22 protein-coding genes are annotated in these 20,512 nt (G+C 45.9%); 13 read left to right on the forward strand and 9 right to left on the reverse strand.

Features of this window, described 5'->3' with window-relative positions; translation table 11 throughout:
* Window positions 1-470: 470 nt before the first annotated feature.
* The 3 genes from A4R26_RS00240 to A4R26_RS00250 all read left to right on the forward strand — a co-directional run bounded on the left by A4R26_RS00240 (window position 471) and on the right by A4R26_RS00250 (window position 3,516).
* On the forward strand, window positions 471-1,019 hold the full coding sequence (locus A4R26_RS00240) for a hypothetical protein (RefSeq protein WP_081158447.1): 549 nt from the start codon (window positions 471-473) through the stop codon (window positions 1,017-1,019).
* 11 nt (window positions 1,020-1,030) lie between these two features.
* Window positions 1,031-2,134 (forward strand): PQQ-dependent sugar dehydrogenase, encoded by a 1,104-nt coding sequence (locus tag A4R26_RS00245; RefSeq protein ID WP_081158449.1) that lies wholly within the window; start codon window positions 1,031-1,033, stop codon window positions 2,132-2,134.
* A gap of 149 nt (window positions 2,135-2,283) precedes the next feature.
* On the forward strand, window positions 2,284-3,516 hold the full coding sequence (locus A4R26_RS00250; RefSeq protein WP_081158450.1) for a PQQ-dependent sugar dehydrogenase: 1,233 nt from the start codon (window positions 2,284-2,286) through the stop codon (window positions 3,514-3,516).
* A 268-nt stretch (window positions 3,517-3,784) separates the two neighbouring features.
* Here A4R26_RS00250 and A4R26_RS00260 read toward each other — a convergent pair whose 3' ends face one another.
* The gene (locus tag A4R26_RS00260; RefSeq protein ID WP_081158454.1) at window positions 3,785-4,900 is read right to left on the reverse strand and encodes an AI-2E family transporter; all 1,116 of its coding nucleotides are present in this window, start codon (window positions 4,898-4,900) and stop codon (window positions 3,785-3,787) included.
* A 126-nt stretch (window positions 4,901-5,026) separates the two neighbouring features.
* Window positions 5,027-5,353 (reverse strand): hypothetical protein, encoded by a 327-nt coding sequence (locus tag A4R26_RS00265; RefSeq protein WP_081158456.1) that lies wholly within the window; start codon window positions 5,351-5,353, stop codon window positions 5,027-5,029.
* A 53-nt stretch (window positions 5,354-5,406) separates the two neighbouring features.
* On the opposite strand from A4R26_RS00265, the gene A4R26_RS35780 reads away from it, so the two are divergent.
* Window positions 5,407-5,538 (forward strand): hypothetical protein, encoded by a 132-nt coding sequence (locus tag A4R26_RS35780; protein ID WP_278248395.1) that lies wholly within the window; start codon window positions 5,407-5,409, stop codon window positions 5,536-5,538.
* A 3-nt stretch (window positions 5,539-5,541) separates the two neighbouring features.
* On the opposite strand, the gene A4R26_RS00270 is transcribed toward A4R26_RS35780, so the two are convergent.
* Together A4R26_RS00270 and A4R26_RS00275 are read right to left on the reverse strand one after the other, a co-directional pair.
* Window positions 5,542-6,471 carry a VOC family protein gene (locus A4R26_RS00270; RefSeq protein WP_081158457.1) on the reverse strand — a complete coding sequence of 310 codons (930 nt, stop codon included), beginning with the start codon at window positions 6,469-6,471 and terminating at the stop codon, window positions 5,542-5,544.
* Between the two features lie 41 nt (window positions 6,472-6,512).
* Complete coding sequence (locus A4R26_RS00275) at window positions 6,513-7,445, reverse strand: alpha/beta fold hydrolase (protein WP_081158459.1); 933 nt, start codon at window positions 7,443-7,445, stop codon at window positions 6,513-6,515.
* A gap of 155 nt (window positions 7,446-7,600) precedes the next feature.
* Between A4R26_RS00275 and A4R26_RS00280 the strand changes: the two genes are divergently transcribed.
* From A4R26_RS00280 to A4R26_RS00320, 9 genes are all read left to right on the forward strand, one after another.
* On the forward strand, window positions 7,601-8,458 hold the full coding sequence (locus A4R26_RS00280; protein WP_081158461.1) for a helix-turn-helix domain-containing protein: 858 nt from the start codon (window positions 7,601-7,603) through the stop codon (window positions 8,456-8,458).
* Between the two features lie 62 nt (window positions 8,459-8,520).
* Window positions 8,521-9,513, forward strand: a complete 993-nt coding sequence (locus tag A4R26_RS00285; protein WP_081158463.1) for an aldo/keto reductase — start codon at window positions 8,521-8,523, stop codon at window positions 9,511-9,513.
* Window positions 9,514-9,618: 105 nt separating this feature from the next.
* On the forward strand, window positions 9,619-10,440 hold the full coding sequence (locus A4R26_RS00290) for an SDR family NAD(P)-dependent oxidoreductase (protein WP_081158465.1): 822 nt from the start codon (window positions 9,619-9,621) through the stop codon (window positions 10,438-10,440).
* An 82-nt stretch (window positions 10,441-10,522) separates the two neighbouring features.
* Entirely contained in the window at window positions 10,523-11,413 is an 891-nt protein-coding gene (locus A4R26_RS00295; RefSeq protein WP_081158467.1) for a helix-turn-helix domain-containing protein, read from the forward strand.
* Window positions 11,414-11,666: 253 nt separating this feature from the next.
* Window positions 11,667-12,164, forward strand: a complete 498-nt coding sequence (locus tag A4R26_RS00300; protein WP_081158469.1) for a carbohydrate-binding protein — start codon at window positions 11,667-11,669, stop codon at window positions 12,162-12,164.
* Between the two features lie 195 nt (window positions 12,165-12,359).
* Window positions 12,360-13,181 (forward strand): outer membrane beta-barrel protein, encoded by an 822-nt coding sequence (locus tag A4R26_RS00305; protein WP_081158471.1) that lies wholly within the window; start codon window positions 12,360-12,362, stop codon window positions 13,179-13,181.
* Window positions 13,182-13,728: 547 nt separating this feature from the next.
* Window positions 13,729-14,853, forward strand: a complete 1,125-nt coding sequence (gene tcmP, locus A4R26_RS00310; RefSeq protein WP_081158473.1) for a three-Cys-motif partner protein TcmP — start codon at window positions 13,729-13,731, stop codon at window positions 14,851-14,853.
* 1 nt (window position 14,854) lies between these two features.
* The gene (locus A4R26_RS00315) at window positions 14,855-15,580 is read left to right on the forward strand and encodes a DUF5131 family protein (RefSeq protein WP_081158475.1); all 726 of its coding nucleotides are present in this window, start codon (window positions 14,855-14,857) and stop codon (window positions 15,578-15,580) included.
* A 318-nt stretch (window positions 15,581-15,898) separates the two neighbouring features.
* Window positions 15,899-16,714 (forward strand): universal stress protein, encoded by an 816-nt coding sequence (locus A4R26_RS00320; RefSeq protein ID WP_081159396.1) that lies wholly within the window; start codon window positions 15,899-15,901, stop codon window positions 16,712-16,714.
* A gap of 96 nt (window positions 16,715-16,810) precedes the next feature.
* On the opposite strand, the gene A4R26_RS00325 is transcribed toward A4R26_RS00320, so the two are convergent.
* The 5 genes from A4R26_RS00325 to A4R26_RS00345 all read right to left on the reverse strand — a co-directional run bounded on the left by A4R26_RS00325 (window position 16,811) and on the right by A4R26_RS00345 (window position 20,503).
* A complete protein-coding gene (locus A4R26_RS00325; protein WP_081158477.1) occupies window positions 16,811-17,431 on the reverse strand; it encodes an HAD family hydrolase in 621 nt (206 codons plus the stop codon).
* Between the two features lie 10 nt (window positions 17,432-17,441).
* Window positions 17,442-18,377 (reverse strand): phosphatase PAP2 family protein, encoded by a 936-nt coding sequence (locus tag A4R26_RS00330; protein WP_081158479.1) that lies wholly within the window; start codon window positions 18,375-18,377, stop codon window positions 17,442-17,444.
* A 1-nt stretch (window position 18,378) separates the two neighbouring features.
* The gene (locus A4R26_RS00335; protein ID WP_081158481.1) at window positions 18,379-19,005 is read right to left on the reverse strand and encodes a sterol desaturase family protein; all 627 of its coding nucleotides are present in this window, start codon (window positions 19,003-19,005) and stop codon (window positions 18,379-18,381) included.
* A gap of 239 nt (window positions 19,006-19,244) precedes the next feature.
* Window positions 19,245-19,799, reverse strand: coding sequence for a DUF4833 domain-containing protein (locus tag A4R26_RS00340; protein ID WP_081158483.1), 555 nt, complete (start codon window positions 19,797-19,799; stop codon window positions 19,245-19,247).
* Window positions 19,796-20,503 carry a CDP-alcohol phosphatidyltransferase family protein gene (locus tag A4R26_RS00345; RefSeq protein WP_081158485.1) on the reverse strand — a complete coding sequence of 236 codons (708 nt, stop codon included), beginning with the start codon at window positions 20,501-20,503 and terminating at the stop codon, window positions 19,796-19,798. The genes A4R26_RS00340 and A4R26_RS00345 overlap by 4 nt, the downstream gene beginning before the upstream one ends.
* Window positions 20,504-20,512 lie beyond the last annotated feature (9 nt).

Genomic DNA, 20,512 nt, shown 5'->3' on the forward strand with positions numbered 1-20,512 from the left:
ATAGCAAGCCCGGTCAAATTATAATTTAATTTGACATTCACCAAAATTTAAATTGGTTCATGACTTCCCATTCTTTAATGTGGGTATTTTAAATTTTGCCGCACAGGTAATTTTTTGTATCAGAAATTTACAGTAACATTGAATTACTGACCCCAGGTTCACCTGTATAACACGAGAAGGCATTGTTTAAACCGTTATCATTAATTGTAATAAATGTTACACGGCATGCTTTTTACATTAAGCCTTATTCCGTTACGCATTACTCCACGTAGCCATTGTTTACTCATTTTCTTATTGGCGCTTTTTAGGTAGCAGCATTCATTGCCACTTTGCTGTATACGGCCCTGCCAGTTTCCCTTACAGGTTTCCGGCAAGCCCTGCCGTACGTATAAGCCATTGCTTTCTAATGGGTGGAAGATTATTCTTAAATTTATACAGGGAAGTTTCCTCCGAACCATCAACACCTCGCTATGAAGAAAAGATCAACGCTGGCCATAATCGCCTTCGTTTGCACCATTGCTGCTGCCAACGCACAACTCAGTAAAGGCACTGTGATGTGGGGTGGTAATTTGATCGGCGGCTATGTGCAAACGGATAAAGCCGGTGAACTGAACGTGTTATTGTCGCCTAAAATAGCCAAATTTATCAGGAACGGTATTGCCGTTGGCGGTTATGCCAACCTGGGGCTGGCCCGCTCGTACCAGGTAGCCATTGAATGGATCTATCAGGCAGGTGCGCTGGCCCGTTACTATGTTGGCAAAAACGATGGTAATTTATCAGGCACAAGCCGGTTGTTCATAGAAGCAACCGCCGGTTATGCCGGTTCTACCATTGCGGAAGTTTCGTCTTCAGGGATCAATCTGGGCGTTGGTCCCGGCTTCGCTTATTTTATCAGGGAGAATGCATCGATAGAAGGCATCATTAAATATGATGCATTGCTGCGATCGGACAATGAAGACGCGATAAACGAAATTAGGTTTGGTTTGGGCTTCCAGTTGTATTTATTTCCACGGAAGTAAAAATGGTGTGTATGAAAAAAGAATACTTTTTTTCAGGAATGCTGACGGTACTGCTTTTTTGCGGCGTTGCTTCATGCAAAAAGAAGGCGGTTGTAATTAACGGCTCGCTTACGCAAACACCGCGGGTAGTAAAAGAAGGACTGGAGTTCCCCTGGGAAATTGTGTGGGGCAGTGACGGTAAGATCTGGATGACCGAAAGGATTGGCCGTGTGTCACGCATCGACCCCGCCAGTGGAAATACCGAGTTCTCGTTTATGATCGACGAAGTGCTGCCGATGGGCGAGGGCGGACTGCTGGGGATGGCGCTGCATCCGGCTTTTTCCGGCAACGGCTTTATATACCTTGTTTACAATTATGATAACGGCGACGGTTATAAAGAAAAACTGGTGCGGTATACGTACAGTAACAATACGCTTACCAATGCAACTGTGCTGTTGGATGACATTCCCGCTTCCGGCAAACATAACGGCTCCCGCTTATGGATCACTAACGAAGCAGCGCCAAAGATCTTCATGACAACCGGTGAGGCAGGCGATCAGGCCGCTGCGCAAAAAACAAATTCGCTCAGTGGCAAAGTGCTGCGCCTGAATATCGATGGAAGTATTCCTGCCGATAATCCGGTACCCGGCGACCCGGTGTGGAGTTATGGGCACCGCAATCCGCAGGGACTGGTGATGGCCAACGGAATGCTGTATTCTTCTGAACACGGTGCGGGCGTTGAGGATGAAATAAACATTATCGAAAAAGGACGTAATTACGGTTGGCCGCTGGTGTTGGGCCCCTGTGATGTCGATGAGGGCCGTTTTTGTAAGGAAGCAAATGTAAAAGAACCTTTGTGGAGCAGCGGGCGGGGCACGGTGGCCACCTGCGGACTGGAATACTACAACCACGATCTTATAACGCAATGGAAAAACTCATTGCTGCTGGCCACACTAAAGGATAAAACGTTATGGCAATTACAGCTTGATGCTACCGGTGAGCACGTTATTAATACTACCATTTATTTAAGGGGCCATTTTGGCCGGTTGCGCGATCTTTGTATTTCTCCCCAGGGAAAAGTGTATCTCTGTACATCTAATGGCAATAACGATAAGATCATTGAAATTAGCGGGTAGTGTTTACGGATGGCTGTTATATTTAATATGATTGATGCGCCCGGTGATTTAACTACAATGTGATAATTTTTATTGGTTAAAGAAGATCTCTGGAACGATTTTTTATCATGAAGTGGAAACTCTGATTTAACCACCAAAAATTGAAGTTCATGAAATCTTTTTCCTGGTTTATCAGCCTTGCAGCTGCATTCACTGTGTTGAATGCCTGTGATAAGGATGATAAAGATAAAAAACCCGAGTCGCCGTCAACAGGTAAACCCGTGGAGACAAAGCCGGCCAATACCACGTATGCGCCCGCGTTTACCGGCCAAACCCGCGTCAATGGCGTTAAAACTTCCGCCGCTTATAAGGCAACGGTACTCACTTCATCGCTGGCATCGCCCTGGGGCATCACCAGCCTGCCCGATGGCCGGTTGCTGATCACGCAAAAAGCAGGTACAATGCGTATTGTTACGAATACCGGCGCGGTAAGTAATCCCATAACCGGTCTGCCTGCGGTCAATGCCGGCGGGCAGGGCGGACTGTTAGGTTTGTGTATCGACCCGCAGTTCAGTTCGAACCGGATGGTGTATTGGGTATTTTCTGAAAATGTATCAGGCGGTACGGTCACCGCTGTTGCCAAAGGCAGGCTGGCTGATAATGAGGCCAGCATCGAGAATGCAACGGTGATCTATCGTGCCATTCCCGCATATAATGGCACACTGCATTACGGTAGCCGTATCCTTTTCGACAAAACCGGTAACCTGTTCGTAAGCACAGGTGAACGCTCAGATTTAGCTACCCGGCCACTGGCCCAGTCGGTAACGGCTGCATTGGGAAAAATTATCCGCATTACCACCAGCGGAGCGCCGGCGCCGGGAAATCCGACCTTCAGCCAGACGGGTGCGTTGCCTGAACTATTCAGCATCGGTCACAGGAACCCGCAGGGGATAGCCATACACCCTGAAACCGGAGAATTATGGCAAAGCGAACATGGTCCGCGCGGCGGCGATGAAATAAACCGGGTAAAAGGCGGCGCCAACTATGGTTGGCCGGTTATTACTTACGGGATAGAATATAGCGGACAACCCATCGGTAATCCGCCCATTCAGCAGCAAAACGGTATGGAGCAACCGGTATATTACTGGGACCCTGTAATTTCACCCAGCGGCATGACGTTTTACAATGGCAACCGTATTCCTGAATGGGAGAACGATCTGTTCATTGGCGCATTGAGCGGTACCCATATCGCCCGCCTGGTGCTCGAGGATAACAAAGTAGTAGGAGAGGAGAGATTGCTGGAAAGCGAAGGCCAGCGCTTCAGGGATGTTACCCAGGGGACTGATGAAGCGTTGTACGCCATCACCGACCAGGGCAGGTTGTATAAGATAGATAAGCAGTAATTTATAGTCGGCGAATATAAACGAGGCCACCCGGGTTGAATCAGGGTGGCTTCGTTGTTTTTTGGGCCGGCAGCACTTTGCATTTTCCGCCCGGCCTGTTCTTTGCAACGCCCAACAGCAGTAAGAGCTCCCTGGCCAGGCGATACGCCGGTTACTGCCATTGCGCGTAACATTGAAATAAATATAAAGCAGTTGCCGGGCGAAAAAAATGTGCCTGCACCCCTGGCATCAAACGGTTTCTACACCAATTAGGATTTTTTGAACGGAACTACTTACCTTTTTTTAGTGCGGCTTTTTTGTTATGGAAAAAGGTCTTTATTTTCTTTTTTAGTCCCTTATCTTCTTTTTTATCATTACCTATCAGGAAGGCAACAGGTTTAAGGGGCTCCACATGTTCGCAGATGATCTTTGTTATTCCCATCAACGGTATAGCGAGGATCATTCCCGGGATGCCCCAGAGCACCTCGCCGGCAACAAGGCCAACGATGGTAAACAATGGATTTATTTGTACTTCAGCGCCCACGATCAGTGGTTCCAGAATATACGATTGAAGAAATTGTACAACCGCGTAGGTTACAATTATGCCGATCAACAGCGTTGAGTTGCCGCCCTGCATAAGCGACATTCCTAACGTAAGCGCTGTGCCTATGAGGTTGCCCACAAAGGGCACAATTTCGAGCAGGCCGCAGATGATGGCAAAGAACAGCGCGTTCTTAACCCCGGCTATGGTAAAGCCGATGGTATACATGATCCACAGGCAAACGATCATCATAAAAAGACCGGTGAGGTATTGCTGCGACACTTTTTGCGCTTCGTTCATGGTTTTCGTTGCTTCAGCCGACCTGCCATGCGGCGCCATCCGCACAATGAAACCTTTCAGTTTTCCCCGGAAGAAAAGGAAGAGAAAAATGTAAACGAGGGTCAGCAGGGCGTTGGTAAGAAACCCCGAGATCCCAGTAAGGATACCGGTCACGAACGAACCGGCAGTGCCCGAAGTTGAAGCCTGTTGTTTTTCAAGAAATTGTTTTTGCTTTTCCGGTGAAATGCCAACCTTTTCGGCAATGAATTCACGCACGGCATTGTATTTAGCCGTAAGCTGTTGTTCGAGCCCGGCGCTATTTTGCGCAATATTCGAAACCTGCCAGCCCGTAAAAAGAAAAACCGCTGCAAAAAAAGCAACCAGCATCAGGATGCTGAGCAGGATGGCGGCAATATGCGGCACCTTTTTCCTTTGCAGCCATTTTACCACCGGCAGCAGCAGCATTGATAACAGGCCGGCAAAAGTGAGGGGCAGTAAAAATGGTTTGGCATACACCAGGATCGCCACAATAAGAACAGCGGCGCTCAAAACAAGTACAGGTTTCAATAATTGCCTCGGGGTCATACCTACGGTATAGAAATTATTATACCTATGGCTCACCATCCATTGACGTTACCAGCTTTGGCAATGTATAACCGGTACCTGTTGCATCATTCTTGTAGAATAATGTCTACACAGTATTTGCGTGGTTTATTCCCTTCCGGCAAAGTGGCTGAGTAAACTTTGCAGTTTATAAACATCTTCGCCGCTTATTACAAACAGCATAGCGCCATTGAGGCTCCACCTTCTTTTTTCCGTATCGGGGTTATAATGTTTCATTCCATACGCATCGGCTGCTGCATATGAATCAAAGAAAAACAGCTCAACCTTTGTTTGGGACACCGTTGAGCGAAATACCAACTGGTTATTGCCATTTTCTTCGGCCAGGAATGGTTCTTCCCAGGAATTCAGAAAAGCTTCCGCATTGCGGGCATTGGGGTGGGAAAGATCAATTTTTATACGATGTTGATTGGGCATACACTGAATTGCTTGTAAATATAGATTATTCTATATGTTTCCCTTATGATAATATGCTGTTTAAAAACAATGCCGGCACAAGCGATCATATAAAAGTACTTTATGAGCCGAAAGGCGATCACCCCGAGTTCACCGCTATCGGCGAAATGAAAAAAGAACGGGGCCTTGCCATGCCCCGTAAATAAGAACTATCCTTTCCCTTCATACGCTTTTTTCAGTGTGGCAATATCGAGCTTCTTCATTGGCAGGAACGCTTGTGTTACCCGGTCTATTTGTTGTTGGGAACCGTTGGTGAACACGTCGTTCATAATAGCAGGACTGATCTGCCACGACACGCCAAATTTATCTTTCAACCAGCCGCATTGTTCACTCTCCGGTACGGCCGATAATTGCTGCCAGTAATGATCAACTTCAGCCTGGTCGTTACAATTCACCAATAAAGACACCGCCTCATTGAAATCGAAATGATGGTGGCGGGCGCTGTCCATAGCGGAAAACCAGTTTCCTTCCAGGTTGAAATCGGCAAACATAACATTGCCTTCCTTATCGGGCTCCATCCCGGCGGGATAGCGGTGCAGCGAGCCGGCCTGTGTGTTCCTGAAAACGGATAAATAAAAATTGATCGCTTCTTCGGCCTTGCCGCATTTATCTTTTACAAACAGCAGGGAAGGAATGATGGGCGGGCGTGGTTCGCCGGCAGCATCGGTAAGCATCAGTTGCCACGTTAAGCCGTATTTATCCATTACCCAGCCATACCGTTTGCTGAACGGGTATTCGCCGATGGGCATCAATGCATTTCCGCCATCGATCAGTTTATTCCATACTTCATCTATCTTTTCCCGGGCCGCATTTTCGGGGTTGGGTGAGGAACCGAAAAGCAGTGGATCGAAATTTACGATGAAGGAAATAGCCGGGGTGAATTTGAAGTATGGCCCGGCGCTGATTGACATAAATTTATAATTCCACAACTCGAAATTTACGAAGTCGCAATCGCCCGACGGGGTATTGCGGATCACACTGGTGTGTGTGATCGTCGATCCGGGGAAAACGGATGTATAAAACTGTGCGGCTTCTTTGGCCTCCTTATCGAACCATAAATGCGGAATGATCTTTTGCATGACTTTTTGTTTTATAAGTTAATAGTGACCGGTGTAACTGATCAAAACGTTGGGGGCGGGGCGTTCAGGTCTGCATCGAGGAAATCGGTGATCATGGGTATCAGCCAGCCGCCGCGTTGCATCATACCAATATGCGTGGTGCCGGGAATAATGGCCAGCCGTGATTTTGGCATTCCATGGATATCGCCCATTTTACCACCACCTTTGGCGCGGAACAGTTCCAGTGCATGTTCATAACGTACGCCGTCGGCATCGCCAATGGCAATGAAAAGGGGCGCCTGGATCTTCTTCACCTCTTTCGACCAGTCGTACGGTTTAAGGTCGATACTGATGACCTTCTTTACATAATCAGCAAACCGGGCCGGGTCGTTCCCAAAACTATCATATTGTTTTTGTATGGGTGAACCTTTGAACACATCAGGGGTGAAAGTAGCATACATCGCTTCCACATCGGGCCACCAGCCATCGTGGGCATAAGTGCCCGATAAGATCACCAGCCTGCGTACCTGCTCCGGATGCCGTACCGCAAACTGAAAAGCAACGCCACCGCCCATACTATAACCGAGTATGTCGGCGCTGTCTACTTTAAGATGTTTGAGCAGTTCCGAAACATCGTCGGCCATGCCTTCATAACTAAGTTCCCGGCTGATATCTTTTGTACGGCCATGGCCCTGCATTTCCGCTACTATTACTTTCCGGTCTTTCAGCATAGGTATGATGTGCGACCAGTTCAAAGGAATGTTCATATAAGAGCCATGCAACAGTACAATGGGTTTGCCGCTGCCATACACCTCGTAATACATTTTTAAACCGTTTACCGCTACATAACCGGTATCAACCGGTTTTATGTTTTGAGCGGCAGCCGTGTCTTTTGATGAGGTTGAAGTGTTTTGTTCGTTTGTAGTGCCCTGCCGGCAGGATGTTGTTACCGCCACCATAATGATCCATAAACTGGTTCTGATATACTTATTCATGTCGTATGTTTTGTTAACGATACAAATCTCGGTAACAATGCCATGCCCGGGGAGGGGTGTTTGTGACTATAAGGGGGGTAAAAGCGACAAGTGTGGATATATATCAATAAAGAAGCCCCGCACCCCCTGCAATTTTAATTTACTAATTTTACTTTATGCAGACCATTGAAAAGTTCCTCGATGTTCATAAACAAAACCACCAACTCTCCATCAGGCTCATTTCACCCACCTTCGGCCAGCTGCCGCCCGAAATGGTGTATTGTTATGGTTTAACCCACCGCAAACCACACTACTTTTTTATTTTTATGCTCGATGGCCTCACACACCACGGCGTCGATCTGCAGCAGTTCGACATAAAAAATAACGAACTGCTTTTCATTGTCCCGCATCAGATCCACCAGTTGCCATTAACAAAACAGGGCACTGATTATTACAAACTTGGTTTTGACGAAAACTGTTTGTCGTTGCTGCCGAAACAATATCCCTTTCTTATCAACCCGTTAAATAATCAGAAAATTAAGTTTACGCCATCCGCTGCGGGAAGACTGAGGTCGATCTTTGAAGTACTGCTTGATCTGTTAAGCGCAATGAGCACCGATCCCGCACTTATTCTCGCGCACCTCAATAGCCTGTTAACGGAGATCAATGCCGCTTACTTTGCAAATGACCCCAACCCGGCAGATGAAAAGCTTTCCAAATACATCAGTTTTAAGATCTATGTAGAGAACAAGCTCATCGATCACCCGACGATCAAAGAGCTGGCGGAAGCGCTCGCCCTCAACACCAATAGCCTGTACAACATCGTTAAACATTACTCGGGGCTTTCGCCCAAGGAATTCATCACCAACCGCCTTATACTCGAAGCAAAACGCCGGCTCTACTATTCAGAAAGTTCCATTAAACAGCTGGCCTACGACTTAGGTTTTAACGATCCCGAATACTTCGCCCGCTTATTCAAAAAAGTAACCGGTAAAACCATCACCGTGTTCGTTCAGGATTTGTCAGGGAACTAATATGTTTTGTCCGGCCCATTGTTACCTGTTCTTCAGAGATTCGTGCACATAAAAAAATAAAAATGAAGAACAGGAAACTCGGAACAAACGGACCGTTGGTATCGGCCATAGGCCTGGGGTGTATGGGCATGTCGGGTGTTTACGGGCAATCGGACGATGCAACCTCCATTGCTACCATTGAAAGGGCGCTCGAGCTTGGACATAATTTTTTAGACACTGCCGATTTTTACCGCACGGGTCATAACGAAGAAGTGGTAGGCAGGGCTATCAGGGGCAAACGCGACAAAGCCTTTCTTTCAGTAAAAACGGGAATGATGCTTGCACCCGGCCCCAACGGGTCAATGACCATCGGACCAGTTAATGGTCACCCTGATTACATTCGCAATGCTGTACTGTACAGCCTGCAGCGGCTCAAAACGGATTATATCGATCTGTATACACCGGCGCGGGTTGACCCCAATGTGCCTGTTGAGGACACTATTGGCGCCCTGGCCGACCTTGTGCAAAAAGGCATTATCCGTTACATCGGGCTTTCTGAAGCAGCAGCACCCACTATCCGGAGGGCCGCCGCCGTTCATCCCATTACGGCGCTGCAGATAGAGTATTCGCTCTGGAGCAGGGATATTGAAGCGGAAGTGCTCCCCACCATTCGTGAACTTGGTATCGGGTTGGTGGCTTATTCTCCGCTTAGCAGGGGTTTTTTAAGTGGAGAGATCAGAACACCGGATGACCTGAAAGATAACCGGGTGCATATGCCGCGTTTTCAGGGAGAGAACTTTTATAAAAATCTTGAACTGGTGGAAAAGATCAAAGCGCTGGCCGCTGAAAAGAACTGTACGCCTTCCCAACTGGCGCTTGCCTGGGTGCTGGCAGGGGGAGAAGATATCATAGCTATTCCGGGCACCAAACGTATAGCCTACCTGGAGGAGAACATTGCCGCTGAAAACGTGCAGCTTACGCCGAAAGACCTGGAAAGCATTGACGCTATTATGCCGGCGGGTATCGTTTCAGGCACCCGCTATCCTGAAACGTTCATGAAGTTATTGAACCGGTAAGCACGTAATTCCGTGCTATTCTTCCCTACAAATGGGTTATTTCTGCCGCGCGGGCGCTGGTAGCTTTGACATGTCAAATAAGGAATAACAATAAAACTTATAATCATGTCAAAAGTTATCTTCATTACCGGTGCATCGAGAGGGTTCGGCAAACTGTGGGCCGAAGCATTTTTAAAACGGGGCGATAAAGTGGCTGCCGCCGCCCGCAATACCGCTGCCTTGCAGGACCTGGTTGACACCTATGGCAGCAACATGCTGCCTGTTGAGCTGGATGTAAACAATAAACAGGCGAGCGCAGAGGCGGTTAAAAGCATTACCAAACAGTTTGGCCGCATAGATGTTCTAATTAATAATGCCGGCTATGGTTTGTTCGGTACCGTGGAAGAAACCACCGAAGAGCAGGCCCGGGCGCAAATGGAAACCAATTTCTTTGGTTTGCTATGGGTTACCCAGGCGGTGCTGCCGGTGATGCGGGCGCAGAAAAGCGGTCACATCATTCAGGTATCCAGCTTTTTGGGACTCACTACATTACCGGTTTTAGGCGTGTACAATGCATCTAAGTTCGCGGTAGAGGGGTTGAGTGAAACACTGGCCAGCGAAGTGGCGCACCTCGGCATAAAAGTGACGCTGATAGAACCCAACGGGTACAGTACCGAATGGGCCGGCGCGTCTGCCAGTCAAACCACCGCCGATATTACCGATTATGCACCCGTACGCGACGCGTTCTTCAAATCGGCTGAAAGCCCTGAAATCTGGGGTAAACCGGAAGCGACAGTTGCGCCGATCCTGAAAGTGGTAGATGAGGCCAATCCGCCGGCGCGGTTACTGCTTGGCAAAATTGCCTACCATGGTGTAAAAGAGGTATACGCAGGCAGGTTGAAGGAGTTTGACGAATGGAAAGAGGTAAGTATCGCTGCCCACGGTTAATAATAAACAGAACGGCAAAGCCTGTGACATGTTAAGAAAACTTACATTTGACACAGGCTTTGTTCTTATAAAATCATTCCCGATGTTACATTATAAAACACCTGCAGACCTGCACCGGATCGCCGGCTGGCCATTGCCCGAGAACCCATTGATCAGCGTTGTTGATTGTGTTGAAAACTGTCCCCTGAACGGCCAGGAATTCACTACCGACTGCTATCTGATCGGATTCAAAAAACTGAAAGCAGGGGTGATCTTATATGGCCGTACTCAATACGATCATACCAGCGGGTCGATGATCTTTGTAAAACCGCGCCAGATCGTTCAGATGACGAACCTCGAATTTGAGGAAGCCGGTTTTATGATCTGGATCCATGAAGATTATTTTAACGGGCATGAGCTGCATAAGGTAATTCAGAAATATGGGTTCTTCGAGTATGAGACCGATGAAGCGCTGCATCTTTCACCAAAGGAGGAAACCATCATCTGGGAATTGTACCAGAAGGTAAAAACGGAGAACAACAACAACCCCGATGAGTACAGCCGCGAGATCATCCTTAGCCATATTGCATCTATATTGATGTATTCGCAACGGTTCTATAAACGGCAGTTCATCAACCGCATGGACCTCTCAGGCAAAACGGTAACGAAATTCAATGAAGCCCTGCGCAGTTATTTTGAAGCGGGGCATCTGCATACAAAAGGATTACCTACCGTGCAGGACCTGGCCGGACAATTGTATATGTCGCCCCGGTACCTCAGCGACCTGTTAAAACAGGAAACGGGCAAAACGGCCATGGACCTGATCCATATTGCGTTGATCACTGAAGCCAAGAACCAGATAAAAATTTCCGGCCAAAGCATTGCGGAGATCGCCTATGGATTGGGGTTTGAAAATACTTCCTATTTCACGCGCCTGTTCAAAAAACAGGTGGGCATGCGGCCGCTGGAGTTCAAGAAGCATGCGATGAATTGATAATCACGCCCCAACGCCAATAATTGAGCGCCGGTTATAAAATACTTGTTTTTAAACCTAATTGACCAATTAACGAACCCCATCGTGGCTTGTATTGAATAGATTTATGACAGCCGTTAAAACGATTGCGGCTGCCTATTTCACACCATTAAAACAAGCCGTATGAGAAAGCATCTGCCATTCTCCCCAACGGGGAAAAAACTCCTGTTTTTTGTAATGTATATTTTATTGCTTTCGCAAGCGCGTGCGCAGTATGACATCGTCCATAAAGCTGCGGATCGATGCGGCGGGCGGAACGCAGATCGGCAGTTGTAACGTTGGCAATACGGGTGGCTGGCAAAACTGGACAACCGTCAACACGTCGGCCGGCGGGGCTACCGGGGTGCACGATCTGTACCTGGTGTTTTCAGGCACTACCAGCGGCTACCTGCTGAATTTGAATCATTTTGTTTTTACCTCAGGTGGCAGCCGCGTCGATGTAACAACAGGTGCCGAACCGTTGGGCGGCAATGACGACCGCATCAGGCTGTATCCTTCACCGGCCGATGAGGAAATAATTCTGGAAACAGGCGGGCATCCTGATGAAAATGTGCGCCTGGCGATCTTCGACAACCTGGGCCGCCAGGTAATGGAAGCCAGGATCAAAGGAAATAAAAGCAGGGTCAACGTAGGCGGTTTTTCGCCCGGTGTTTATACCATCAGGTGGTATAACGGACAGAATATCATTACCAAGAAGTTCCTGAAAAAATAAGTATTTATAATTTCATCCATATTAATCTGTTGGACAAGCCAGGTGAATGTTGGCTTGTCCATTTTTTTGGTGGCAACGGGTTTTGAAAACATTGAACAATATTGCCGGATTTTTAACACCAATTATTTCATTCCGGTGGGGGAGAAGAGTAACTTTATAGGGGTGTTCCATTTCTGTTAGCCAAATACTACTGTTATGAAAAAAATATTTACACTCTTCTTCATTGGTTCTTCATTATGTTTTAGCGCCGGCAGTCAGACGGTCAGCAGCCGTTCCTCAGGCAATGAAAATTTTAAACTGCTTATCGACTACGGGCTGGGTTTACCTCAGCAGCAAATGGCGCGCAATATTCAGGCGATACATAGTTTGCATATAGGCGGTTTATACCGGTTGCCTAACCAGTTAAGGAATTTGTCGGTAGGCCTGGAACTGGGCGCCGGCATGTATGCTCATAAAAAGATAGAACAGACCTTTAACTTCGATGCCAACACATCCACCGTGGTGCCGGTAAATTATAACAGTAATGTGTTTAACGCCAATGTACAGGCCAGGTACCAGTTATTGAATGATAACAGGCTGATAGTTCCCTACGTAAGTGCAAAAGCAGGCCTGTATAATTTTTATAGCAATATCGCAATCGAAGATCCCAATGATCCCGATGGCTGCAAGCCGCTCGATAAGAAAAATATCATCAACGATAAAACTTTTTACTGGGGCGCAGGCGCCGGTTTCCAGATTGATCCTTCTGTATTTTCAAGACGTAAAAGAGACGGCCCGGTGAAGATAGATCTCAGCGTAAACACCATCTACGGCGGCAAACTCGATTACATCAATACCAAACACCTAAAAGACGAGCAGGAGATCCCCGATACGGGCGGCAAACCGCTGATGGTGAAATTCATCAACGTCAGCACCCAGGATATACATCAGCATAAAGTTGCCCAGGTATACACATCACCCCTTCGGATACTCGAGATCAGGGGCGGGGTGGTTTTAAATATCGGAAGAATGTATTGATTATAATCCGCTTTGTCACTTGACGCCATATCAAACCACCATCTGATGCCTCAAGTGTGGTTCCTGTCTGTACGCTCACCGTTAAATACATCGTTCAGCCCCCTGTTGCAAAGTTCAGGTTTGCAATATTGTATCGCTGATCAACCAGGCGAAGGAGACTGGGTTGATATCAAGGGGTACAACGATTACAGAGAAAGTGAATGATCTCCATATTTTTTATTATTTGAGCAGAGTGTAGGGGAAACACTTTTGCGATATTGCTGTGATATTAGTGAAGTTTTATCCATTGTTTCCAGTATAAATTCATTATTGATATTGCTAAAAAAATGCGCAAATGTGGATAAAAATGCTAAAATAAATGGCATTTACTTATTAGCTTTAAATAAAATATAACAATGGATGGATCTTTTTTGCAGGCAAAGATTGTGAATACTATGCCGTTTGGCACAGTACCGGTATTGGGCAACGGAAATGTTTAAATAAATATATTGCCGGGTAGAAAGCTTTCTTCATAGGGTTTTAAGTCACAAATGTCAATAACCAAAACATGACAAAAAAAGACACTAAAAAGAATTTGCTTAACCATTCTGAAGCTAAGGTTAGATTGCTTGGAGAATATCTGGACAGGTATTTGAATATAATAAGTAATGACAAGTATACAACCAGGATAAAAGTATTTGATATGTTTTGTGGGGAAGGAGTTTATGAAAACGGGGGTGAAGGAAGTCCGCTTGTGATAATGAGAAGGGTAAAAGATATTCATTTCATAAACGTAGCAAAGACGATAAACTTTCCGAAAATAGATTGTCATTTTAATGACATTGATCCTAAGAAAGTAGAGAAAGTAACCCATGTGCTAAATGACAAATCGCTATTTTACCCTGAATTTGGAGATATAAATTTTTCTACGAATGATTATCAGGTCCTATACGAACACATTTTATCCTTATTACCTAAGCTCAAATCTCAAAATCAAAAGGCTTTTATTTTTATAGATCCTTATGAATACAAACACATAAAGGCAAGTCAGATTAAAAATTTGATGGCGAATGGTAATGCCGAAGTTCTTTTATGGTTGCCGACCCAATTTATGTATCGATTTGCAAACAATGGCACCCCGGAAGCGCTGAAAGATTTTATTTTAGAAATTGTGCCAAATTTTGGTGAGTGGAAACCTGGAAATGTATGGGAATTTATAAGAAAGTTAAAGGAAGGCTTTCAAAGTTATTTGGGAGATAGATTTTTTGTAGACACTTTTACAATCCAAAAGGATGCAAGCACTGTTTTTTGCTTGTTCTTCTTTACTTCTCATATAAAGGGTTTTGAAAAAATGCTTGAAGCAAAATGGGAAATAGACACTGAGCAGGGCAAAGGGTGGGATTATGCCGGGAATGGACCAAGTTTATTCCATGAGTATAAAACTAACCCCTTAGAAGAAAAGCTAAAGGAGTTTATATCTGAGCAAGAGCGTTGTAACGGCGAACTTTATGTCTTTACATTAAGACAGGGCTTTTTGCCTAAACATACAAATGAGGTTCTCTATAACTGGCAATGCAATGGCAAATTGGAAGTTACGATGGCGAATGGTGTAAAAGCAAGAAAAGGCGCTTTTTATATCGCTTACAGGTATTTTAAAGATGAAAATAAAAAGGTTTCCATAAATTTTATATGAAATGGCACAATCAAGTATTGAATGGACTGAAATGACCTGGAATCCAACTACTGGATGTTCCAAGATTTCGGCAGGATGTAAATATTGTTATGCTGAAATTATGTCTAAGCGATTACAGGCAATGGGAGTCGAGAAATATAAGGACAATTTCAAAGTTCGGACACACCAGGATGCCTTAAAAATACCGTACACCTGGAAGCACTCGAAGTTGGTGTTTGTAAATTCTATGAGTGATTTATTTCATAAGGATATTCCCCTGTCGTTTATTAAAAGGGTATTCGAGGTGATGAATGATAATCCCCAGCATGTATTTCAGGTATTAACCAAGCGTGCAGAAAGATTATTGGAATTGCATACCGAATTAAATTGGACTCATAACATTTGGATGGGGGTATCTGTTGAAAATGAGAAAGTAATAAGCAGGATTGATTTTCTTCGACAAACAGATGCAAGGGTGAAGTTTCTATCATTGGAGCCATTAATAGGACCATTAGGGAATCTAAACTTGCAAAAAATAGACTGGGTAATAGTGGGCGGGGAAAGCGGAATAAAGCCACGCCCGATGGAGCCCGATTGGGTATTGAGTATTCAAGAACAATGCAGAAAAGCTAAAGTTGCTTTCTTCTTTAAACAGTGGGGAGGGAGGAGCAAGAGAGCTAATGGTCGTATCCTTAATGGCCGCACTTATGATGAAATGCCAGAAATAGAGCTTCAAAAGAGTGTTTAATGAGAAAGTGAAATTCACATATTGTGTAATGGAGAATTGAATTTTTAAACGCAAGCAACTCAATAATTGCTTCTTTCCCATATCCTCGAAATATGTTACTGATTCGTTACTATTTACGAATAATGCAAGCTACGCGTGAGTTTTTACTTTCGGGAATGAAAACAAATCAGCATCATTTGCGTGTATGAGTAAGATCATATGAAGCCGGGCGTATTGATACTAATTTCAACATAAAATTAGAATCCGGTGAAAATGCGAAAATACACTCAACAATTTCCTTTTGCTGATGTTTTTATCGGGAAACAATCCCCTCCTTTTATGAAGAAAATAATCGTCGCTACCGATTATTCGGCTGAAGCTGAGAATGCAGCTGATTTTGCCGCCGCGGTAGCAGCAGAACAGGGCCACGAACTGATCCTTTTTAACTACAGCGAAATTTCGATCCATGTTTTAAATGCCCGGGTGTCGGGTAACGCCATAGACGAAATACTCGAAATTTACCATGCCAACCTGAACAAGGCGGCGCAGGCGCTTGCGAAAAAATATAATGTAAAAGTGACACCTCATCTTGCATCGGGTAATTTTTACGAAAGCCTGGTAAATTGTATCAACCAGTTTGAGGCGGTAGCGGTAGTAATGGGCATGGCCAGTAAATCGGTTGAACAGGACCTGTTGGGCAACACTACCACCTCTGCCATTCATAAGCTGCAATTCCCCATACTTGCCATTCCAATTACCACCAAATACCACGGCTTTCACAAAGTATTGTTTGCCTGTGATATGGAAAAAGGTGTAGGCGATATGGTGCTAGAGAATGTACATGAACTGGCAACGGCTTTCGGCGCTACAGTCGAAGTGTTGTATGTTAAAGACAAAATAAACGAGTTACTGGAAGCGGAAGAAGCGGAACATGCAGCGATCGACAAGAACTTTGCAGGCATCAATTATTATTATAAGAACGTACAGTCGCGAAAAATAATAGATGCCATCCAGGATGAAATAAAAGCGATCGATGCCGACCTGCTTGTTATGGCGCCGTACAAATACGGCTTCTGGGATTCTATGGTGCACCGGAGCAAAACAAGGATGATGGCCAGTGGGAATGACATTCCTTTATTGTCGTTACCGTCCTGATCATAGGGGTGCCACATTGTTTTCGACGAACAGGGAAAATGTGGCACCCCTTTTTATATTTCCTACATCTCTACATCCTACATCTCAAAATTCCCGTTACGCATGATCTATGCGTATCCAGCGCATACCGGCTGCTTCTGCTGCCTGCACACCCGGGGTGCCATCTTCAAAGACCAGGCATTTTGTTGGGTCAACCCCTAACTTTTCGGCTGCAGATAAAAACGGATCGGGGTAAGGTTTGCCCCGGGGCGTTTCGCCCGCGCATACCAGTACTTCCACCAGTTTACTGATGCCCAGCAGTTGCAGTGTTTTCGACACCGAAGGGCGGCTGCCGCCCGATACCACCGCTATCCGCACTTTGCCCACATGCGCTTTCAGGTGTGCTACCACAAATTCAATAGGCTTTGTTTCATTGATAAAATTGCTTTCGTACAATTTATTCTTCAGTTGCGCAAAGGCCGCAGGATCGAAGTTCCCGTTGTACCGCTTCCTGATCTCCTCAGCTACCTGTATAATAGGCCAGCCTGCCAGTTCATCGATGATGGCATCATCCAGTTCAAACCCGCACATAGTGGCTGCTGCGCTATAGGAAGCTTTATGCGCGCCCATATTGTCGGCCAGTGTACCGTCGCAGTCGTACAGGAAAGCGTCGTAACTGCCTTCGCTCAACCGGGTCAGGATCGTTTGTTTATCGGGGACGGGAAGAATACTGCTCATATAAGATCGCTTAAATAATTTTTTGCAAATAAGAATTAAAGAAACGGGAAAACCATCCTGTTCCGGTAATCATTCGCTGTACCAGGAAAATACCCGTTACGGCGCAACAGATGCCCGCCAGTACGTCGAGCACATAATGATGGCTGGTATATACCGCGGCGCACCAGATGCCTGCCATGATCACCGCAAACATACTGCTCGCGTACCGGTACCGCCCTTTCAGGCCATAATATAATACGATCACCGGGTACGATGAATGCAGTGAGGGCATGGCGGCAAAAACATTCGAGCCTTTGGCATAGAGCGATTGAAAGACCGGTGCACCCACCAACTCATCGAACCGCTTCAAACCGCCCGTGTTCCCGGGCGTGGAAGCTATAAAATTGAACTGATGTTCCTGTACATACCAGGGTGGTGCGGCGGGGTAAATATAATACACCACAAAACCGATCATGTTCACTATGAAGAACGCGAGGGCAAACCGCAGGAACAATGCCCGGTCTTTAAAAAACAGGAAAGACGCAAACAACAATGGAACCGGTACCCAGCATAAATAAAAAATACCGCTTAACAGGTCGCCGGCCATAAAATGATGTTGCTGAAAAAACTCATTGGGCGTAACGCTTCCTGTTGCCGTTGAAATACCGAACAATGCCTTCTCCGCGTTGTACAACGATTCAATATGCACTCCCCTGAACAGATAGTTGGGAAATGCTTTCATGTAGTCGAAAATGATCCAGTATACGATAAAGATCGAAAACCCGGTAATGAACTTCCGTGTGACGGCGCTACTGTAATACAAGCCGTTAAAAATAGCTATCAATACCAGTTGATCGGTCTTGAAGCCAACCAGCCATACAGACAGCAACAGGTAGATCACCGAAACAAACGTAGTTATCACTATGGTTCTCGGGGCAAAAAAAACGGCAGGGGCGGTTCTAAACATATTACTTTTTCTTCTTTGGAAAACCCGATTGAAAAATTACATCCCATAAGGAGGAGCTTACACCATATCCCTTTGTAGGGTCGTCGTAATGATGCAGCATATGATGTTGTTTTATCCGCTTCATGAGCGGGCTTTTAAAATTATAGTGATGCATGGCGTAATGCATCATGTCGTACGCCAGGTAACCGGCCACAAAGCCAGAAAAGAAAGAATACAGTAAGGTTTTATCTGAAAAGATCAGCGAAAACAAAAAGTAAAACCATAGAGCAATGGGAATACTGGCGGAAGGAGGCATCACCAGCCTTTTGGCATCCCGGGGATAATCGTGGTGCACGCCATGAAATATAAAATGGATGCGTTTTCCCCATTCGGAAGATGGTTCAAAATGAAATATAAAACGGTGCAGGATATATTCCGTGATGGTCCATATAACAAGGCCCAACGCCAGGAATAAAAAATAGTAACCCGCTGAAATGCCTTTTGCAAAAGCCTGCCAGGTCATAAAAGCGATAACGGGAATATAGATGAAGAGCGGAATGGTGAAATGTACTTTTGACAAAGCTTCCATCCAGTTGCTTTTGAACATGCGCACCGATTCGCTGGAGTTTGATATATATAGTTTCTTCATTTCATAAAGAGTTAATACGTACAATATAGGTAGCAAGGCATAAAGGCAACAAGGCAACAAGGCAACGAGGCAACGAGGAAAAGCAAAAAGAAAAAGGCAACAAGGCATAAAAGACAATAGGCAATGAAAACCAATAAACAATAGGCAATAGACAATTGGCAAGGGTTGCCGGTTTTCGAAGCTCCCAATTAATCGAGAGCCCCCTCGTTGCCTTTATGCCTCGTTGCCTTGTTGCCTCTTCAACCTTCTTTCTCTTTGATCTCACTTTTCAGCACCTTCTTTCTCTCCGATACAGCCTTGCCGGTGACAGGGTCGAAGCCGCTAACCTCGAAATACTCGATGTCGGGCGACCACATAGAGCCGCCGGTGATCTTCACAAAGATGTGGTTGAGGATCATCATCTTCCCGTTGATAGGAGCGTACAACCTGTACTTCCCGTCGCGCCCTTTTTTCAGGAACATGGAGTAGCCTGCATAAGATACCAGCCGCACGCGGTAGCTGCTATCGGGATACGACTTTATTCTTACCCCATATGCAAACACCCGTTGCACCCAGCTCAGTTCGGCCGTTTGTCCTTTTTCGGCATACCTGATCCAGTATACATGAACGGGATTGTCTGTATCGAGCACCCCTTTTTTGAGATTCAGTTCGTAAACGATCGTGTTGGTATTGGAGGTCCGCTGCAGGTAAAATAATTGTTGGGCATTACCTGCCGGAACCGGAAACCCTTCCTGCGCTGCAGCATAAAAAGAAACGATGCTGCACAACCACATCAATAATACTTTTCGCTTCATACTTTTTCGTCAAGCGCTTTTTTAGCGTCCATCAATCGTTTTATGGCCGTAATGTTCGTGAGTACTGCCATGACGGTAACGGGAATGGTAAATACCGACATGGTTTCAAAAACATGAAAAGGCACTCCGGGTATAACCAGTTTGTAGTCGCCGCCGATGATGGCCGCGGTAAGGCCGCAGGCAATGGCAGATAAGGCTGTGAGCACCACCCGTTCGGGTCTTTGCATTAAACCGCCTTTGTTCTGAATACCGAGGCCCTCGCTGCGGGCGCGGGTATAACTCACCATCATAGAACCGATCAGCGCGATAAATGCAAACAAAGAACTCAGGAAATAATGATGCGCCACCAGGTAATAGCAAATACCGAGGAACATGAACATTTCGCTATAACGGTCAAGTACCGAATCGTACAGGGCGCCGAAGCGGGAGCTCATATTACCTGTACGTGCTACCTGTCCGTCGAGCATATCGAACAAGCCGGCAAAAAGAATGAGGCCGCCTGCCCAGCCAACATAGGAAAGATCGCCGCGGTTGCCTTCTTCCGCCCCCACAATAAATACGATGGCCACACCGATGTTCAGTATTAAACCGGTAGTAGTAATGAAATTTGGCGTTACACCCACTTTTACCAATCCCCGCACCACGGGGTCAATTACACTGTAAATACCTCTTTGCAAACGGTCACGCATAGCTATCTGACTCATAACAACTAT

It is taken from the genome of Niastella populi (assembly GCF_002078015.1).
In the GTDB taxonomy this organism is placed as follows: domain Bacteria; phylum Bacteroidota; class Bacteroidia; order Chitinophagales; family Chitinophagaceae; genus Niastella; species Niastella populi.

Excerpts from the sequence above, each read along its gene's own strand:
- A4R26_RS00285 (WP_081158463.1), top strand. The coding sequence starts at position 8,521 with ATGAAGAACAGGAAACTCGGAACAAACGGACCGTTGGTATCGGCCATA.
- A4R26_RS00245 (WP_081158449.1), top strand. The coding sequence starts at position 1,031 with ATGAAAAAAGAATACTTTTTTTCAGGAATGCTGACGGTACTGCTTTTT.
- A4R26_RS00295 (WP_081158467.1), top strand. The coding sequence starts at position 10,523 with ATGTTACATTATAAAACACCTGCAGACCTGCACCGGATCGCCGGCTGG.
- A4R26_RS00345 (WP_081158485.1), bottom strand. The coding sequence starts at position 20,503 with ATGAGTCAGATAGCTATGCGTGACCGTTTGCAAAGAGGTATTTACAGT.
- A4R26_RS00325 (WP_081158477.1), bottom strand. The coding sequence starts at position 17,431 with ATGAGCAGTATTCTTCCCGTCCCCGATAAACAAACGATCCTGACCCGG.
- A4R26_RS00290 (WP_081158465.1), top strand. The coding sequence starts at position 9,619 with ATGTCAAAAGTTATCTTCATTACCGGTGCATCGAGAGGGTTCGGCAAA.
- A4R26_RS00315 (WP_081158475.1), top strand. The coding sequence starts at position 14,855 with ATGGCACAATCAAGTATTGAATGGACTGAAATGACCTGGAATCCAACT.
- A4R26_RS00340 (WP_081158483.1), bottom strand. The coding sequence starts at position 19,799 with ATGAAGCGAAAAGTATTATTGATGTGGTTGTGCAGCATCGTTTCTTTT.
- A4R26_RS00280 (WP_081158461.1), top strand. The coding sequence starts at position 7,601 with ATGCAGACCATTGAAAAGTTCCTCGATGTTCATAAACAAAACCACCAA.
- A4R26_RS00270 (WP_081158457.1), bottom strand. The coding sequence starts at position 6,471 with ATGCAAAAGATCATTCCGCATTTATGGTTCGATAAGGAGGCCAAAGAA.
- A4R26_RS00240 (WP_081158447.1), top strand. The coding sequence starts at position 471 with ATGAAGAAAAGATCAACGCTGGCCATAATCGCCTTCGTTTGCACCATT.
- A4R26_RS35780 (WP_278248395.1), top strand. The coding sequence starts at position 5,407 with ATGCTGTTTAAAAACAATGCCGGCACAAGCGATCATATAAAAGTACTT.
- A4R26_RS00335 (WP_081158481.1), bottom strand. The coding sequence starts at position 19,005 with ATGAAGAAACTATATATATCAAACTCCAGCGAATCGGTGCGCATGTTC.
- A4R26_RS00305 (WP_081158471.1), top strand. The coding sequence starts at position 12,360 with ATGAAAAAAATATTTACACTCTTCTTCATTGGTTCTTCATTATGTTTT.
- A4R26_RS00320 (WP_081159396.1), top strand. The coding sequence starts at position 15,899 with ATGAAGAAAATAATCGTCGCTACCGATTATTCGGCTGAAGCTGAGAAT.
- A4R26_RS00330 (WP_081158479.1), bottom strand. The coding sequence starts at position 18,377 with ATGTTTAGAACCGCCCCTGCCGTTTTTTTTGCCCCGAGAACCATAGTG.
- A4R26_RS00265 (WP_081158456.1), bottom strand. The coding sequence starts at position 5,353 with ATGCCCAATCAACATCGTATAAAAATTGATCTTTCCCACCCCAATGCC.
- A4R26_RS00300 (WP_081158469.1), top strand. The coding sequence starts at position 11,667 with ATGACATCGTCCATAAAGCTGCGGATCGATGCGGCGGGCGGAACGCAG.
- A4R26_RS00275 (WP_081158459.1), bottom strand. The coding sequence starts at position 7,445 with ATGAATAAGTATATCAGAACCAGTTTATGGATCATTATGGTGGCGGTA.
- A4R26_RS00250 (WP_081158450.1), top strand. The coding sequence starts at position 2,284 with ATGAAATCTTTTTCCTGGTTTATCAGCCTTGCAGCTGCATTCACTGTG.
- A4R26_RS00260 (WP_081158454.1), bottom strand. The coding sequence starts at position 4,900 with ATGACCCCGAGGCAATTATTGAAACCTGTACTTGTTTTGAGCGCCGCT.
- tcmP (WP_081158473.1), top strand. The coding sequence starts at position 13,729 with ATGACAAAAAAAGACACTAAAAAGAATTTGCTTAACCATTCTGAAGCT.